This window comes from Brevundimonas sp. Leaf168, from assembly GCF_001423685.1.
In the GTDB taxonomy this organism is placed as follows: Bacteria; Pseudomonadota; Alphaproteobacteria; order Caulobacterales; family Caulobacteraceae; genus Brevundimonas; species Brevundimonas vesicularis_C.
The window spans coordinates 526,218-542,379 of sequence record NZ_LMOY01000001.1; the positions used below are offsets into that span (position 1 = coordinate 526,218).

General features: G+C 65.7%; 17 protein-coding genes and 2 tRNA genes. 8 read left to right on the forward strand and 11 right to left on the reverse strand.

Annotated features, from left to right (window positions below; translation table 11 throughout):
• Positions 1 to 1,122, reverse strand: a complete 1,122-nt coding sequence (locus tag ASF81_RS02590; protein ID WP_017504614.1) for a flagellar basal body P-ring protein FlgI — start codon at positions 1,120 to 1,122, stop codon at positions 1 to 3.
• A gap of 183 nt (positions 1,123 to 1,305) precedes the next feature.
• Here ASF81_RS02590 and ASF81_RS02595 point away from each other — a divergent pair, with 183 nt between their 5' ends.
• The 3 genes from ASF81_RS02595 (at position 1,306) to gltX (ending at position 3,756) form a co-directional block, all read left to right on the forward strand.
• Entirely contained in the window at positions 1,306 to 1,731 is a 426-nt protein-coding gene (locus ASF81_RS02595; RefSeq protein WP_055804396.1) for a flagellar assembly protein FliX, read from the forward strand.
• 179 nt (positions 1,732 to 1,910) lie between these two features.
• Positions 1,911 to 2,345, forward strand: coding sequence for an RNA polymerase-binding protein DksA (gene dksA, locus ASF81_RS02600; RefSeq protein ID WP_017504616.1), 435 nt, complete (start codon positions 1,911 to 1,913; stop codon positions 2,343 to 2,345).
• A 76-nt stretch (positions 2,346 to 2,421) separates the two neighbouring features.
• The gene (gltX, locus tag ASF81_RS02605) at positions 2,422 to 3,756 is read left to right on the forward strand and encodes a glutamate--tRNA ligase (RefSeq protein ID WP_055804399.1); all 1,335 of its coding nucleotides are present in this window, start codon (positions 2,422 to 2,424) and stop codon (positions 3,754 to 3,756) included.
• Between the two features lie 15 nt (positions 3,757 to 3,771).
• Here gltX and ASF81_RS02610 read toward each other — a convergent pair whose 3' ends face one another.
• Together ASF81_RS02610 and ASF81_RS02615 are read right to left on the reverse strand one after the other, a co-directional pair.
• Positions 3,772 to 4,065 (reverse strand): hypothetical protein, encoded by a 294-nt coding sequence (locus ASF81_RS02610; RefSeq protein ID WP_017504618.1) that lies wholly within the window; start codon positions 4,063 to 4,065, stop codon positions 3,772 to 3,774.
• Between the two features lie 105 nt (positions 4,066 to 4,170).
• On the reverse strand, positions 4,171 to 4,776 hold the full coding sequence (locus ASF81_RS02615) for a TIGR00730 family Rossman fold protein (RefSeq protein ID WP_055804402.1): 606 nt from the start codon (positions 4,774 to 4,776) through the stop codon (positions 4,171 to 4,173).
• A gap of 111 nt (positions 4,777 to 4,887) precedes the next feature.
• On the opposite strand from ASF81_RS02615, the gene ASF81_RS02620 reads away from it, so the two are divergent.
• On the forward strand, positions 4,888 to 5,610 hold the full coding sequence (locus ASF81_RS02620) for a hypothetical protein (protein WP_200932848.1): 723 nt from the start codon (positions 4,888 to 4,890) through the stop codon (positions 5,608 to 5,610).
• Positions 5,611 to 5,726: 116 nt separating this feature from the next.
• Here ASF81_RS02620 and mnhG read toward each other — a convergent pair whose 3' ends face one another.
• From mnhG to ASF81_RS02655, 7 genes are all read right to left on the reverse strand, one after another.
• Positions 5,727 to 6,068 (reverse strand): monovalent cation/H(+) antiporter subunit G, encoded by a 342-nt coding sequence (mnhG, locus tag ASF81_RS02625; RefSeq protein WP_055804408.1) that lies wholly within the window; start codon positions 6,066 to 6,068, stop codon positions 5,727 to 5,729.
• On the reverse strand, positions 6,065 to 6,346 hold the full coding sequence (locus tag ASF81_RS02630) for a K+/H+ antiporter subunit F (RefSeq protein ID WP_045810222.1): 282 nt from the start codon (positions 6,344 to 6,346) through the stop codon (positions 6,065 to 6,067). The genes mnhG and ASF81_RS02630 overlap by 4 nt, the downstream gene beginning before the upstream one ends.
• A complete protein-coding gene (locus tag ASF81_RS02635) occupies positions 6,343 to 6,831 on the reverse strand; it encodes a Na+/H+ antiporter subunit E (RefSeq protein ID WP_055804412.1) in 489 nt (162 codons plus the stop codon). The genes ASF81_RS02630 and ASF81_RS02635 overlap by 4 nt, the downstream gene beginning before the upstream one ends.
• Positions 6,828 to 8,423, reverse strand: a complete 1,596-nt coding sequence (locus tag ASF81_RS02640) for a monovalent cation/H+ antiporter subunit D (RefSeq protein ID WP_055804415.1) — start codon at positions 8,421 to 8,423, stop codon at positions 6,828 to 6,830. Before ASF81_RS02640 ends, ASF81_RS02635 begins: the two co-directional genes overlap by 4 nt.
• Complete coding sequence (locus ASF81_RS02645; protein ID WP_055804418.1) at positions 8,420 to 8,761, reverse strand: Na+/H+ antiporter subunit C; 342 nt, start codon at positions 8,759 to 8,761, stop codon at positions 8,420 to 8,422. The genes ASF81_RS02640 and ASF81_RS02645 overlap by 4 nt, the downstream gene beginning before the upstream one ends.
• The gene (locus ASF81_RS02650) at positions 8,761 to 11,679 is read right to left on the reverse strand and encodes a monovalent cation/H+ antiporter subunit A (RefSeq protein ID WP_055804421.1); all 2,919 of its coding nucleotides are present in this window, start codon (positions 11,677 to 11,679) and stop codon (positions 8,761 to 8,763) included. Before ASF81_RS02650 ends, ASF81_RS02645 begins: the two co-directional genes overlap by 1 nt.
• A 219-nt stretch (positions 11,680 to 11,898) precedes the next feature.
• A tRNA-Asn gene (locus tag ASF81_RS02655) sits at positions 11,899 to 11,973 on the reverse strand.
• Between the two features lie 44 nt (positions 11,974 to 12,017).
• Between ASF81_RS02655 and ASF81_RS02660 the strand changes: the two genes are divergently transcribed.
• Complete coding sequence (locus tag ASF81_RS02660) at positions 12,018 to 12,851, forward strand: RNA methyltransferase (protein WP_082503402.1); 834 nt, start codon at positions 12,018 to 12,020, stop codon at positions 12,849 to 12,851.
• Between the two features lie 48 nt (positions 12,852 to 12,899).
• On the opposite strand, the gene ASF81_RS02665 is transcribed toward ASF81_RS02660, so the two are convergent.
• Positions 12,900 to 12,973: transfer RNA gene (locus ASF81_RS02665), tRNA-Cys, on the reverse strand.
• A gap of 135 nt (positions 12,974 to 13,108) precedes the next feature.
• On the opposite strand from ASF81_RS02665, the gene ASF81_RS02670 reads away from it, so the two are divergent.
• From ASF81_RS02670 to ASF81_RS02680, 3 genes are all read left to right on the forward strand, one after another.
• Positions 13,109 to 13,738 carry a protein-L-isoaspartate O-methyltransferase gene (locus tag ASF81_RS02670; protein WP_055804424.1) on the forward strand — a complete coding sequence of 210 codons (630 nt, stop codon included), beginning with the start codon at positions 13,109 to 13,111 and terminating at the stop codon, positions 13,736 to 13,738.
• Positions 13,739 to 13,878: 140 nt separating this feature from the next.
• Positions 13,879 to 15,414, forward strand: coding sequence for a TolC family outer membrane protein (locus ASF81_RS02675; RefSeq protein ID WP_055804427.1), 1,536 nt, complete (start codon positions 13,879 to 13,881; stop codon positions 15,412 to 15,414).
• A 130-nt stretch (positions 15,415 to 15,544) separates the two neighbouring features.
• A complete protein-coding gene (locus ASF81_RS02680) occupies positions 15,545 to 16,150 on the forward strand; it encodes a DUF2497 domain-containing protein (RefSeq protein ID WP_055804430.1) in 606 nt (201 codons plus the stop codon).
• The last annotated feature ends 12 nt before the right edge of the window (positions 16,151 to 16,162 follow it).

The following is a 16,162-nucleotide window of genomic DNA, read 5'->3' on the forward strand; positions in this document are numbered from 1 at the left end:
TCACATCACCTCGATGTCGGCCTGCAGGGCGCCGGCGGCCTTGATGGCCTGCAGGATGCTGATCATGTCGCGCGGGCTGACGCCCAGGGCGTTCAGGCCGTTGACCAGGGTGGACAGGTTGGCGCCACCGCCGACCAGCCGCATCTGGGTGCCCAAATCCTCTTCGACGTTCACTTGGGTCGAAGGGACGACGGCGGTCTGGCCCCGGCTGAAGGGCGCCGGCTGACTGACCTGCGGCTGCTCGTCCACCGATATGGTTAGATTGCCCTGAGCGATGGCGACGCGAGAGATGCGCACGGCGTCGCCCATGACGATGACGCCGTTGACCTCGTCGATGATGACCTTGGCGGGCGTATCGACGCTGACGGCCAGGTTCTCGATCCGGCTGATGAACCCCGCCATGCCCAGTTCGCCGGGCGCGCGCAGGGACACGACGGTGCCGTTCTCGGCCAGGGCCGACCCTGGATAGGCGGCGTTGACGACGGCGGCGACGCGCTGGGCGGTGGTGAAGTCGGGGTTGCGCAGGTTCAGGCGCACCTCGTTCATATTGGCCATCTGGAAGCCGGTCTCGCGCTCGACCAGGGCGCCCGAGGCGATGCGGCCGGCGGTCGGCACGCCGCGCGTCACCGAAGACCCCGACCCACCCGACGCCGAGACGGCGCCGGTCTGGACCGAGCCTTGTGCCACCGCGTAGACCTGACCGTCCGCGCCTTGTAGGCTGGTGACAACCAGCGAACCGCCCAGCAAGCTCTTGGCGTCGCACATGGAGGCGACCGACACGTCGATGCGCGAGCCGGGCGTGGCGAATGCGGGCAGGTCGGCCGTGACCATGACGGCGGCCATATTCTTGGTGTTGGCGTTGGCGCCGCGAATGTTGACGCCCAGTCGCTCGGTCATGCCCTCCAGCGATTGGCGGGTGAAGGGGCAATTGCGTAAGGAATCGCCCGTGCCGTTCAGCCCCATGACCATGCCGTAGCCGACCAACTGGTTGCCGCGCACGCCCTCGACGGCGGCGATGTCCTTGATGCGCGACTGCGACTGGGCCAACGCCGAGGTCGCGCCGCCGGCGACGACGAGCGTCGCGGCGACGGAGGCGATCAGGCGGGCAAGCAGATTTTGCATCGGTCAGGCGTCCACGCAACGTTACGCCGTCATCAGTGCGAGGATCGTGCCGGAGAATTAACGATGTGAATTCAATGTCGGTCGGCCTTTGACGTTCAGAGAAGCGGCAGGATTTGCCGGGGCGTTAACCAAACAGTCATCGCCGCCCGTCATCCATGATTTCATGACGCGGAGCACCTGCACATGAAGGTTGTCGGCCCCAACGGCGTCAGCACGCCTGCCAGCACACGTCCGACGCGATCCGCCAGCGGCTTCTCGCTAGGGCAGACTGCGGCTTCGTCCGCGCCCGCTGCAACGACCGCCAGCGCAGCAACGGGCGGAGTCTCTGACGTCTCAGCCCTGATGGCCCTTCAAGGAGTCGAGGGGCCGTTGGAAAAGCGACGTCGCGCCATCCGGCGCGGCAGCGGTCTTCTGGATCGCCTTGACGAAATCAAGCTGGCACTGCTGAACGGCGACGCCGACGAGGGGGCTCTGGATCGTCTGGCGCGGAGCCTGCGCGAGGAGCGCGCCGCCGACGACGACAAGGACTTGGGCGCCCTGCTGGATCAGATCGACCTGCGCGCCTCAGTCGAACTGGCGAAGGCGGAAATGCGCCGCAACCGCCCCTGATACGAAATAATCGTCTGACATCAGGCGGCTAAGCTTTGGCAGTGAGTGACTTTTGCCACTGTCAGGCGGTTAGTCGCCCTATTTTCATCACGGAATCGAGAACCGCGTTGCCGCGACTCGACGGGCTGATTATACGGCCATCTACGCCACAGGGGGGCGTGTTAGAGAGCGTGAGATCGATGAGCGCCTTGGCGTCCGTTGTGTCCGACGAAACCGGCCCGTATCGGCCGTCTGACAGCGAGCCGTTCATGAACGAACGGCAGCAAGCCTATTTCAAGAAGAAGCTGCTGGCCTGGAAGGATGAGATCCTTCGCGAGTCCAAGGGCACGGTCGTCAATCTGAAGGCCGAGACCGAAAACCACCCCGATCTGGTGGACCGGGCGTCTTCGGAATCCGATCGCGCGCTGGAGTTGCGCACCCGCGACCGACAACGCAAGTTGATCTCCAAGATCGACGACGCGCTGCGCCGGATCGAGGATGGTTCCTACGGCTACTGCGAGGACACGGGCGAACCCATCAGCCTGGGTCGTCTGGAAGCCCGTCCGACGGCAACGCTGTCGGTCGAAGCCCAGGAACGCCACGAACGCCGCGAACGCGTTCACCGCGACGACTGAGGTTTAAGCCTTCCGCGCCTTGACTTCGCCGGGTTGCGGGGCGACCTAGCCGCCTCGCTTTCGAGGTCGTCTATCCATGTCCGTCAAGGTTCGTTTCGCCCCGTCGCCCACGGGTAAGCTGCATGTCGGCAATGTCCGCACCGCCTTGGTGAACTGGATGTTCGCCAAGGGGCAGGGCGGATCGTTTGTGTTGCGCATCGACGACACCGACCTGGCGCGCTCCACGCCCGAGTTTGAACAGGGGATCGAAGACGACCTGACTTGGCTGGGGATGCCATGGGACGAGCGTTACAACCAGTCCAAGCGGTTCGATCGCTACGAAGAAGCGGCCGCCAGGCTGAAGGCGTCGGGGCGGCTATATGCCGCCTATGAGACCGCCGACGAGCTGGACCGTCGCCGCAAGGTGCAACTGTCGCGCGGCCTGCCGCCGATCTATGACCGCGCGGCGCTGGAACTGACCGAAGAGCAGAAGGCTGCCTACGAAGCCGAAGGGCGTCGCCCCCATTGGCGCTTCAAACTGGACGGCAAGCGCGTCGCCTGGGAAGACTTGGCGCGCGGTCATGCGGAGGTGGACACCGCCTCGATGTCGGACCCGGTGCTGATCCGCGAGGACGGTCTGTTCCTCTACACACTGCCGTCGGTGGTCGATGACATCGACATGGCCATCACGCACATCATCCGGGGCGAGGATCACGTCACCAACACCGGGGCGCAGATCGAAATCTTCGAGGCGCTGGGCGCGGCGGTTCCGGGCTTCGCCCACATGCCGCTGCTGGTCGGCGCCGACGGCGCGGCCCTGTCCAAGCGTCTGGGATCGCTGTCGATCAGCGACATGCGCGACCAAGGCTATGAGCCGATCGCGATCACCAGCCACCTTGGCCGGATAGGCACCTCTGATCCGCTGGAAGTCGGCGCCTCTGTCGAGGCTCTGGGACAGAGCTTCGCCTTCTCCAAGATGGGCCGTTCGCCGGCGCGTTACGATACGGCGGATCTGGACCGACTGAACGCCCAGGCGCTGCACGTCATGGATTATGCGACAGCGCAGCCGCGTCTTCAGGCTCTCGGCGCCGATCTAGGCGAAGCCTTCTGGAATACGATGCGGGGCAATCTGACGAAGTTCGCCGACGTCGCGGACATGGCGCAGATCGTCCGTGGTCCGATCCAACCGGTGATCGAAGATGCGACCTTCATTGAAACAGCGCTGCGTCTGCTGCCGGAAGTGATCGACGAGAACGCCTGGTCCGCGTGGACCTCGGCCGTCAAGGCCGAGACGGGCGCGAAGGGTAAGGCGCTGTTCATGCCGCTGCGTCTGGCGCTGACGGGACAGCAGCACGGGCCGGACATGGCGGCCATGGCCCCGCTGATCGGTCGCGAAACCATCCAGCGTCGTCTGAGAGGTGAGGCGGCCTAAGCCGCCTCACGCAGTCTAGGCGTTGCAGACAGCCAGTTCGTCGGCGCTCAGGGCGACACCCTTGTAGGAGAAGGCGGTCACGGGACCGAACTTCTGAACAACGCGGCGGCAGGCGCGCGTCGCGGGCTGTTCCGTGCCGCCTGCTGCGGTGCAGGTCGCGCCTTCGCAGGACCAACGAGCACCGTCGATGATGGTGGCGCGTGCGGGCGCCTTGGCGGCGTCGGCCAGCGTCAGGCTGGTGGCGGCGGGGGCTTGGGCGACCGCAGGGGCGGCGGCGAACAGGGCGGCGGCGATCAGCAAAGCGCGCATCGAAAACTCTCCGAAATGAAGAACGGCGTCATGCCGCTCCGCTCCCATGTCAGTTTTCCATAAAAACTGTCAAGACGCGCGCAGCGGATTATGAGCGATGATCACTTATCGATGATCATGTTTCAATTGCGGCGCATCGTCGCCGGCCTGAACCTGCGCCATTGCCTCTTCCACGGTTTCAGCGACGGTCCAGGCGTCCAGGAACGACGGCGGCGTCATTCCTTCTGCGACGCTGTGCTTCATCAGGTCGAAGAAGCCATTCCAGAAGCCGTTCAGGTTCAGGAAGACGACTGGCTTGTGGTGCAGGTCCAGCCGCTTCCAGGACAGCAGCTCCACAACCTCTTCCAGGGTGCCGATGCCGCCAGGCGCGACCACGAAGGCGTCGGATTGGTCGTACATCAGTTGCTTACGCTCGTGCATCGAAGTGACGACGACCGTTTCGACCTCGTCGAACAGGCGTTCGCGGCTGCGCAGGAAGGCCGGCATGATGCCGACAACCCGGCCGCCCGCCTCATGCGCGCCACGCGCGGAGGCTCCCATCAGACCCACGCCACCGCCGCCATAGACCAGCCGCCAGCCGGCCTCGGCCGCCGCCTTGCCAAACGCATAAGCCGCCTCAGTATAGGAAGGGTCGGCGGTCTCGGAGGCGCCGCAGAACAGGCAAACGGAAGAGCCGTCGAACGGCAGGAACGAAACGGGGGGCAGGGACATGGAGCCTCGAAGAAAACGAATACGCGGCCTGGCCATGGCCAAACCGACGGCGCTCAAGCTAACACAGGCTCAAGCCGCTGAGTCGCCAGTCCTATATCGTAGAGGCGCAGGATGAAACGTCGGATGATGGTCGCGTGTGTCGCGGTCCTGGCTGCCGCAGCCTGTTCCGATCAGCAGGGCGGCGTGGCGGGGCCGACGGGGGCCGACGAGGCCTCGCCCTGGGTTCGCCCGCCCCAAATTGATGGCGTGATGCGCGACGGCGGCGTTCTGGTGCTGCGCGGCGGGGCGGGGCCCAATGCGCGCGTCGTGCTGCGTGCGCCGGACGCTGCGGCCGTGGCGACGACGGCGGACGGCGCGGGGCGTTTCGAACTGCGACTGCCGCCTTTGAGCGGCGATGTGCGCTTTACGCCCGAGGTGCAGGTGGGCGAGGACGCCGCCGTCTCGCCCGAGACCCTGGTGGTGATCCAGGGCGGAGCCGGTCCCGTCGTCCTGATTGCCGCAGGCCAGCCGACGGTTCGCCTCGATGGCGGCGAAGACCTGGATGCGGTGGATTCGGACGGTGCGACTCTGATGGCGTCAGGCCGGACGAATGGGGCGGCTCCCTCGGTCAATATCAACGGCGCAGATATGGCGCCGACGGCGATCGGGCGCGGCCGCTGGCGGGCCGTCATCGGACAGTCGGGTGGGGCGACGATCACGGTGAATGGAAAGAGCTTCGACTATCCGGGCGCGGGGGCGACTGCGGGCTTCGTCGTCGAGCGGGCGGGGGCGGGCTGGCGGATCACTTGGCCTGTCGAGCCATCTGGGCGTCAGACGACCTGGCTGCCGGACTGAAGGCGCTTAACGATCTGGAAACCATTTCGGTTAAGGAATGGGTTGTCCTCAGGGACACCATCACCGAACCTGCTTGCAGCCCGGCGCCCCCGCCGGGCTTCTTTTTTGCCGGACGATCAGCCCTTCCTCGGCGTGTCTTTGACCCTGTCGGTGCGATCACGGAACAGGGCGGCGCGGGCGAGCAGGATCAGGGTGACCGGCGTCGTGACCGTCAGGAACAGGCCGATCAGGATTTCGCGCGGCATGAAACGCCGCTCGACGGTCGTGAACCAGACGATCGACGCCAGCAGGACCAGCGCCATGCCCAGCGTGGCGCCAAGCGTCGGGGCATGGACGCGCTCGTAGAAGGTTTTCAGCCGAACCAGCCCAACCGCGCCCAGTAGCGAAAGGGCCGAGCCGATGACGGCCAGTGCGACAACGATGATCGCGGCCCATGCGGGAACGTCAGCTTGGGTCATTCAATCACCTCGCCGCGCATCAGGAACTTGGCCAGCGCCACGGTGGCGGCGAAGCCCAACATGCCGATCACCAAGGCGGCCTCGAAATAAAGCTGGCTGTTGGTGCGGATGCCGAACACCACCACCAGCAGCATGCCGTTGAGATAAAGGGTGTCCATGCCCAGGACGCGATCCTGGGCGCGCGGACCGTGAATGATCCGCCATGCCGCCAGGCCCATGGCGCAGATCAGCATCAGCTGGGCCAGACCCAGACCCCAGGTCAGCACCGCCGCCGTCATTCGAAAATCTCCATCAGCCGGCGCTCGTAGCGATCCTTGATCAGCCGAACCCAGGTCTCTTCATCCACGAGATCCAGCACGTGCAGCAGCAGACGGCCGGTGGCGGACTCATACTCGACCCACAAGGTGCCGGGCGTCGAGGTGATGATGATGGCCAGGACCGCCAGGCCATATCGGTCGCGCAGATCCAGCGGGATGTGGATGAAGCCGGATGTGCGCTCATGCCGTCGCCGCCCCAGAATGATGTGCGACACCGCCCAGTTGGAGCGCACGATGTCGCCGACGACGTCGATGGCGAGGCGCATTATGGCCATCGGCGCCTTTACCCGCACGCGATCCACGCCCAGCGCCAACATGATGATCGGCGCAAGAAGGGCCAGCAGCACTGCGAGCGCCAGAGACGGCGGCGCGACCGAGGCGCTGAGCAGGATTGAGGCGACGAACAGGCCTAGTGACAGGATGGGGTAGGGGAGGATGCGTCTCATCGACCGCCCCCGCCCAGCACCGCGTGGATGTAGCCTTGCGGGTCAGCCAGCCAGGCCGCCGTGTGGTCGGTGTAGATCAGGGCGGAGCCAGCGAAGATGGCCAAGAACACGCATGCGCCAAGCAGGGCTGCGACCGCCGTCAGCTCGGCCGCACCCACCACGAATGCCGGCGCATCCTCGTCGCGCGTCCAGATAGCGCCGACGCCCAGGCGCGTCAGGCCGATCAAGGCGCCGAGGCTGGACACGGAAAGTACGGCGACCAGCGTCCAGGCCGCCGCATCGCCAACGCCGACCAAGGCGCTGATCATAGAAAGTTTCCCGACGAAGCCGGCCAAAGGCGGCAGGCCGGCAACCATCAGGGTGCAGATCAGAAAGGCCCCGCCCAGGGCCGCGACGGCCGCCGGAATGACTAGGCCCGGCTCATTGCGCTCTTCGTCGTCGAATGGATCACGATATTCGTCATCGAAAACAGCGCGCGCCTCGCCAACGTCGGCCTCACGTCCACGCTGGAGGATCTCGGCCAGCAAAAACAGGGCTGCGCAGGCCAGGGTGGAGCCAATCAGATAAAAGAGCGCGCCGCTGAGGGTCGCTGCATCGCCGACGCCCAGGCTGGCCAGAACGGTGCCGGAAGAAATCATCACGCCGAATCCGGCGGCGCGCGACAGATCGCGAGAGGCGATCAGGCCGAATGTGCCGAACGCTATGGTCGCTAGTCCGCCGACGAACAGCCAGGTCAGGCCAAATCCGGCGGAGGCGCCCGCGTCGGCGCCGAACAGCAACAGACTGAGGCGGATGACGACATAGACCCCGACCTTGGACAGGATGGCGAAGACCGCCGCCGCCGGCGCGCTGGCTGCCGAATAGGTCGGGGTCAGCCAGAACCCCAAGGGCCACATGGCGCACTTGATTAGAAAGGCCGTGCCCAGCACCGCCGCGCCGATATGAAACAGTCCCAGGTCATCCACTGAGATGGTCGCAACCCGCGTTGCAACATCCGCCATGTTCAGCGTGCCTGTCACCCCGTAGATCAGGCTGACGCCGATCAGGAACAGCAAGGACGCGGTCAGATTGACGGCGATATAGATCACGCCTGCCCGCACACGCGCCTCGCCCGACCCATGCAGGGCCAGTCCGTACGAGGCGGCGAGCATGATCTCGAAAAAGACGAACAGGTTGAACAGGTCGCCGGTCAGCAGGGCGCCGTTCACCCCCATGATGAGAAGCAAGAACAGGGCGTGGAAGCGCGGCCCCGCCCGGTCCCATCGCGCCAAGGCGAAGATCAGGGCGCATCCGCCCAGAACGCTGGTCAGCGCAACCATCATCGTCGAAAGCCGGTCGGCCACCAAGACGATGCCGTAGGGCGCAGCCCACGACCCCAGGCGATAGACGCGCGCAGTATCGCCGCCGCCCACGGCGCCGTTCGCGCTCTCGTGCAGCAGAACCAAGGCCATGATCAGAATGGCGGCCATAGCGCTCAAGCTAAGCGCCGCCTTCAGCGTTCGGCGACGCTCGTCCAGCAGCAGCATGGCTGAGGCGATGATCATCGGCAGGACGATGGGGCCGATGATCAGATGGGCGTTCCAGTCGATCATGCGTCCGGCTCCTTGCCGTCGACATGGTCGCTGCCGGTGATGCCGCGGGCGGCCAGAATGACGACCAGGAACAGCGCCGTCAGGGCGAAGCTGATGACGATCGCGGTCAGGACCAGCGCCTGCGGCGTCGGGTCGGTGTAGCGCGCGGGGTCGGAGACCTCGCCCGCCAGCACCGGCGGCGCGCCCGACCTCAGCCGTCCCATGGCGAAGATGAAGATATTGACCGCATAGGACAGCAGCGACAGCCCCATGATCACCTGGAAGGTGCGCGGGCGCAGCAGCAACCAGACACCCGAGGCCGACAGCACGCCGATGGCGAGGGCGAGAACCAGCTCCATCATGACAGCTCACCCTCCTCGTTGTCTCTCTGTTTGGGCTTGCGCAGCGACTGGTGCGCTAGGGCGACGAGGGTCAGGACCGTGGCGCCCACGACCAGAACGACCACGCCCAAGTCGAACAGCACGGCGCTGGCCAAGGGCACGCGTCCCAGGATCGGCAGGTCGGCATACTGGAACCAGGAGGCCAGGAAGGGATAACCGAACAGCCACGATCCGATCCCGCTGATGGCGGCGATCACCAGGCCCGCGCCGATCCAGAAGATGGGCCGGATGGCCAGCCGCTCTTCGACCCACCGGGCGCCCGAGGCCATATATTGCAGGATGAAGGCGATCGACAGGGCCACGCCCGCCGCAAAACCGCCGCCCGGCAGGTCGTGCCCGCGCAGGAACAGGTGAACGGCGAGCAGGATGATGAAGGGGAAGATCCAGCGCATGACAACGCGGGGGATCAGCATGGTTTCCTTCAGCGTGTCGCCCTCCGATCGCGTCTCGTGATCGCGGTCTGAGGCGTCCTGCACGCTCTGCTGACTGGGATTTGACAGGGTGTCGTCGGCGGGACGGAAGCGGCGCAGCAGGGCGAAGATGGTCAGGCCCACAATGCCCAGAACCGTGATCTCGCCGAAGGTGTCGAAGGCGCGGAAATCGACCAGGATGACGTTGACGATGTTGCGCCCGCCCGCGTCTTTATAGGCGTGCTCGACGAAGAAGCGCGATATCCCCTCGATCGATGGTCGCGTCATGACGGCGTAGGAAATGGCCGCCAAGGCCGCGCCGACGGCGGCGGCGATGATCAGGTCGATGCGGCGACGGCGGCGAGACCGCTTCTCCATGGCCTGTGGCAGGCGAATGGTCTCGAGCCGCTTCGGCAGCCAGCGCAGACCCAGCAGTAGCAGGACGGTGGTTACGACCTCGACCAGCAGTTGGGTCACGGCCAGATCCGGCGCCGACAGCCAGACGAAGGACAGGCAACTGGCCAGACCTGCGCCGCCCATTAGAACCACGGCGGCCAGTCGGTGATATTTCGCCTGCCATGCCGCTGCGACTGCACAACTGGCGCCGAGCAGCCACAGACCGGCGAAGGCCCAGTTTGACAGGGTCAATGTCGGCATGATCGGGCGGATCACCAATCCGGCGCCGATCGCCGCCAGCCCGCCCGCCAGCAGGGCGACCAAGACGATGGCCCTCAGCTGTGCCTGTTGTCGTGTGGCCCCCAACAGACGAACCATCGCCTCCGAGCCCTTGAACAGGCCGGTCATGGTTCGCTCGAACAACCAGCCGCCGTTCAGACGCTTCCAGCCCCACGGTCCGCCGCGCGGGTTGGCGTTGATGCGTTTGCCGAAGACGACATAGAGACCCACGCCGCCCGCGAGCGCGATAAGGCTCAGCACCAGCGGCAGGTTGAACCCGTGCCACAGGGCCAGACTGTAATAGGGCAGGTCAAAGCCCAGCACTGAAACGGCGGCGCTCTTCAGGAACGGCCCCACCGTTACAGCCGGGAAGATGCCGACGACCAGGCACAGCGCGACCAACACCTCGACGGGGCGACGCATCCAGGCGGGCGGCTCGTGCGGGATGCGATCCAGTTCGGTCGGAGGCAGGCCGAAGAAGGTCGCGTGGATGAACCGCAGTGAATACAGAACGCTGAAGGCGCTGGCCAATGTGGCCAGGGCGGGCAGCAGCATGTTCAGGCCGTGCGTATGGGCGCTGGCCACCGCCTCGGCCAGGAACATTTCCTTGGACAGAAAGCCGTTCAGCAGCGGCACGCCCGCCATCGCCGCTGCCGCCACCATGGCCAGGGTCGCCGTGAAGGGCATGAAGCGGAACAGACCGCTGAGCTTGCGCATATCCCGCGTGCCCGCTTCATGGTCGATGATGCCGGCGGCCATGAAGAGCGACGCCTTGAAGGTGGCGTGGTTCACCGTGTGGAAGATGGCCGCGATACAGGCCAGCGGACTGCCCAGTCCCAACAGCAGCACGATCAGGCCCAGATGGCTGATCGTCGAATAAGCCAGCAGACCTTTGAGATCATGCTGGAAAATGGCGCACCAGGCGCCGAGCAGCAGCGTCGCCAAGCCCATTCCGCCGACGATCAGATACCAGCTCTCCGACCCCGCCAGGACGGGCCAGAAGCGGATCAGCAGGAAGATGCCCGCCTTCACCATGGTCGCAGAGTGCAGATAGGCGCTGACCGGCGTCGGCGCGGCCATGGCGCGGGGCAGCCAGAAGTGGAACGGAAACTGTGCGCTCTTGGTCATCGCGCCGAGCAGCAGAAGGATCAGCGCGGGCAGATACAGCGGGCTGGTCTGGATCGCCTCTCGCGACGCCAAGACGACATCGAGGTCGTAGCTCCCGACGATCCGCCCGATCAGAATCATGCCGACCAGCAGGGCGATACCGCCCATGGCCGTCACCGTCAGCGCCATGCGGGACCCTTCGCGCGCGGCGGGATTTTGGTGCCAATAGCCAATCAACAGGAAGGAGAAGAGGCTGGTCAGCTCCCAGAAGACGACCAGCTGGATCAGATTGCCCGACAGCACCACGCCTTGCATCGCGCCCATGAAGGCCAGCAGGAAGGAAAAGAACCGCGGCACCGGATCCTTCGGCGACATGTAGTAGCGGGCATACAGCACCACCAAGGCGCCGATCCCCAGGATCAGGGCGCTGAACAGCCACGACAGTCCATCCAGTCGCAGCACCAGATTGACGCCCAGCGACGGCAGCCACGGGATTTCGTAGCGCAGCGTCTCCCCGTCCTGGAACATCGGCCATAGCGCAGCCAGACACCCCAGGCTGACCAAGGCCACGATCCAGGACAAGATGGCGGCCGAGGTGCGTGCGTGACGCGGCAAGCCGGACGCGACGATGGCGCCAAGGAACGGCAGGACCAGGATGACGACGAGAAGGAAGCTGATGGACATCGAGGCGGGGCGTCTCTCCTGGATCGTGAGGGATAGCTTTGCCAACGCTCAAGGTTGGCCAAGGTTCGCTATGATCTACGGGCAGGGGCGGGGTGCGTCAAAGCGACACCAGAGCGCGGCGCGCCCGCGCACAACAGCTCGGCCGCGGTGCGAAAAGGATCAGGTATTATGGAAAGTTTTCGACCTAACGCCTTGTCTGGCCTCAGTCTTTACCCCGAGTGGCTCCGCAGGTAGGATTCGAACCTACGACCAGCCGATTAACAGTCGGCTGCTCTACCACTGAGCTACTGCGGAACATCTGCTCGGGAGGCGGGCGTATAGCAGCGGCCGTTCTGATCTTGCAATGGGAAAACGAGCCAATCGAAACGATATTTATCGAAGATCCCGACGACCCGCGTGTTGCGGCCTATCGCGATATCCGAGAGCGCGATCTGACGGGTCGTCAGGGACTGTTCATCGCGGAAGGGGAGGTGGTGGTGCGTGGACTGGCGTCGATGGCATCGCGCTGTCAGCCCTTGTCGCTGCTGCTGGCGGAAAAGCGCGTTGCGGCCTTGGGCGATGTCATCACGTCTCTGCCGTCCGCGACGCCCGTCTATGTTGCGAGCCAAGCCGTGCTGGACCGGATCGCGGGATTCGAACTGCATCGGGGCATTCTGGCCTTGGGCCAAAAGCCCGAGCCGCTGTCGCTGGACAAAGTGCTGGCGGATATCGGGTCGCAGGACGTGTTCGTCGTGGCTAGCGGGATCGGCAACCACGACAATGTCGGCGGCTTGTTCAGGAACGCCGCCGCGTTCGGCGCCACGGCGGTGCTGCTTGATCCGACCTGCTGCGACCCCTTTTACCGCAAGGCGATTCGCGTTTCGGTCGGCGCGGTGCTGCGCACGCCGTTCGTCGTGGCCGGCGCGACAGACATTATCGAGGCCCTGCAGCGGGCCGGCGTCGAGGTGTTGGCGCTGACGCCTTCGGCGACCGAGCGGCTTTCGGACTACAGGCGCGCCGGACCGGTCGCTCTGATGCTGGGGTCGGAAGGTCCGGGGCTGCCCAAGGATTTGATCGACCGTTGCCGGCCGATCGGCATCGCTATGGCGGGCGGGTTCGATTCGCTGAATGTCGCGGCGACGAGTGCGGTTGCGCTTCATCATCTGACGACGACGGCGCTCACTGGAAGCTGAAAACGCGAAGGCCGCCCCGAGGGGCGGCCTTCGTCCGTATCGTCGCGATGGAGGCCTGACCGGGAATCGAACCCGGGTGCAAGGATTTGCAGTCCTCTGCGTCACCACTCCGCCATCAGGCCGCTTTTTGTCCCCGATTTCTCGGGGGCGGTCATCGCGAGGGGCGTTCGCTATCAGATCGGATTGTCCGCTGCAACGCACGGACCTATAAGCGCGCGAGTTTTCCTCCCGGATTATCGTTGAAGGCTGCCCTACAGATGGATTTCACCGCAGAGCGCAAGGCCATGGTCGACTCGCAGGTGCGAGTGAACGACGTGACGGATCGCGCGATTCACCTGGCCATGATGGCCGTGCCGCGTGAAAAGTTCTGCGCGCCTGATCGCGCCTTCGCCGCCTATTCCGAAGAATCGGTCGTGATCGCGGGCGAGCGCCGCCTGATGCCGGCGCGTGACGTCGCCAAGCTGCTGCAGGCGGCCGATGCACGCGAAGGCGAGAAGGCCCTGGCGATCGCCGCGCCCTATGCCGCCGCGCTACTCGCCCGTATGGGCGTCAGCGTCACGGCTCAGGAATCGGACGACGCCGTTTTCGCCGTGGTCGGCGAGGCCCTGTCTGAAGCGGGCGTGGCGACCGTCGTTGCGCCGCTGGCTCAGCCGACCGGCGAAGGCTGGGACCTGATCATTTCCGAAGGCGGCGTCGAGAGCCTTCCCGAATCGTGGGGCGCGGCCATGCGTCCCGGCGGCCGGATCGTCGTGGTCGAACGTCGCGGCGCCATCGGCAAGGCGGCCCTGTATGTTCAGACGCGCGAAGGCCTGTCGCGCCGCGAACTGTTTGATTCGTCGCCAGCGGTCCTTGCCGAGCTGAAGCCCGCCCCCACTTTCGCGCTGTAAGACCAAAGAGACGCGCGGTTGCGACGGAAATCCCGTTCGCAACCGTGAAGAAAACTTAACTGGCGTGTGGTTCGGTCAGGCCGCAGTTACGCTTGAGAAAACATTCGGGCGTTCTTCGGAGCGTCACGCAAGGACGGACAATGTTGAAACGCTCGCGTGTTCTGGCTTCGGCCGCTGTGGTCGCCGTGATGACCGGTCTGGGCGCGCCGGCCTGGGCCGAGACGCTGCAGGACGCCATCGCCCTGGCCTATCGGACCAACCCCAACTTGCTGGCCCAGCGCGCCAACCAGCGTGCGCTGGACGAGACGGTGGTTCAAGCGCGGTCGGGCCTGCGCCCGACCATCGGCGCCTCGGCCGGCGTGGACTATACCCGCAGCGACTTTCCCGCCGTGACCCAGTTCGTCGATACGAACGGCGACGGCATACCCGACACCCAAGTCACGACCTCATCGTCCGAAACCGAAGGCGCCAATGTCGGCGTCAGCGTCAGCCAGAATGTCTGGACCGCCGGTCGCACCTCGCGCGCCATTGATCAGGCGCGCGCCAGCGTCCTGGCCGGCCGTGAGAACCTGCGTGAGATCGAGCAGTCGGTCATGCTGTCGGTGATCCAGGCCTATGTGAACGTCACCCGCGACATGGAAATCCTGCGTATCCGTCAGGAGAACCTGACGGTGCTGCAACGCCAGCTGGAAGAAACCAGCGCCCGTTTCGAGGTCGGTGAGATCACCCGCACCGACGTGGCCCAGGCCGAAGCTTCGCAGGCGCAGTCCGAGGCCGATCTGGCGAACGCCCAAGCCCAGCTGTCCACGTCGCGCGCCGCCTATGCCGCCGTCGTCGGCCAATCGCCGGCCGATCTGGAAGCCGCGCCTATCTTACCGGAAGTGCCCAGCGACTTCGACGTCGCCATCGAGACGGCGTTGCAGCGCAATCCCGCTGTGCTTGCCGCGACCTATCAGCTGCAAAGCGCCGAGGCGGCCGTCGCCGCCGCCCGTTCGGAATATCTGCCGTCGGTGCGCGCTACCGCCTCTTACGGCGGATCGACCAACGATTTGGGCGATCTGGGCGAACTGGCCGATCGCCGCAGCTTCACGGCCGGCGCCACCCTGTCCGTGCCGCTGTTCACCGGCGGCCTGAACCGCTCGCGCGTCGCCCAGGCTCTGGAGCGCGCCAACGCGGCCCAGATCGGCATCGAGGGTGAGCGCCGCACCGTGCTGCAGAATGTCAGTTCGGCCTACGCCCAGGTGCTCTCGACCCGCGCCACGGTCGCCGCCGGCACCGAAGCCGTTCGCGCCGCATCGGTCGCTGCCGAAGGCGTCCGCCAGGAAGCCCAGGTCGGTCTGCGCACCACGCTGGACGTGCTGAATCAGGAACTGGCTCTGCGGAACGCCCAGACTTCGGTCGCCAGCGCCCGCGCCGCCGAATACGTCGCCCGCGCCTCGCTGCTGGCCGCCATGGGCCAGTTGGAAGGCCCGGCGCTGAACCCGACGATCGAGGCCTATGATCCCGTAACGAACTACGACCAGGTCAAGGGACGCGGCGGTTTGCCGTGGGATGGCGTGATCGAGACTCTGGACCGCGTGGCCTCGCCGCCGATCGTGACCACGCCGGACACCGCCGACGCGCCGATCGACGCTCAGCTCAAGGGCGAGGTCGTGCGCACGGCGCCGCAGAACTGACCGCGTCGAATACGGACGGAAACCGCCCGTTGATTCCGACGGACGAAGATGCGACGACAAGGCACAGGTTTCGAGCGATCCATCGTTCGGCGCCCACCCCTTCTACCCAGGCCTCGCCCAAGGTTGCGCCATGACCGATCAGTCCGCCCAGGAACCGACCATGGAAGAGATTCTGGCGTCGATTCGCCGGATCATCTCTGAAGACGAGGCCCCGGCCGAGACGCCGGCCGCCGCGATGCCGGAAGCCACGCCTGAGCCGGTTCCCGAGCCGATCGCGGCCGAAACCGTCTTCGCCGCCCCGGTCGAGCCGACGCCGGAACCCGCCGCCGTCGAAGACGACGTGCTGGAACTGACCGACCGCTATGAAGCGCCGGCCGAGACCATCGGCGATCTAGACGTGGTCGAGCATTCGCCCGCGCCCTATCAGCCCGAGCCTGAACCCGCGCCGGCTTACGAATCGGCTCCCGAGCCGGCCCCGGCCTACGACACCCTGGTCGGCGATAGCGCCGCCGCCAGCGCCGCCTCGGCCTTTGCGGGCCTGGCCGCCAGCTTCAAGAAGCCAGAGCCGGCTCCGTCGGCCTCGGGCGACCTGCCCTTCGTCAGCGGCAACACGGTCGAGGCGATGGTCGCCGAGATGCTGCGCCCGCTGCTGAAGGACTGGCTTGACGCCAACCTACCCGGCATTGTCCAGGCGGCGGTACAAAAGGAAGTCGAACGCATCGCGCGCAGCGCCTAGCCCTTCGCTTCA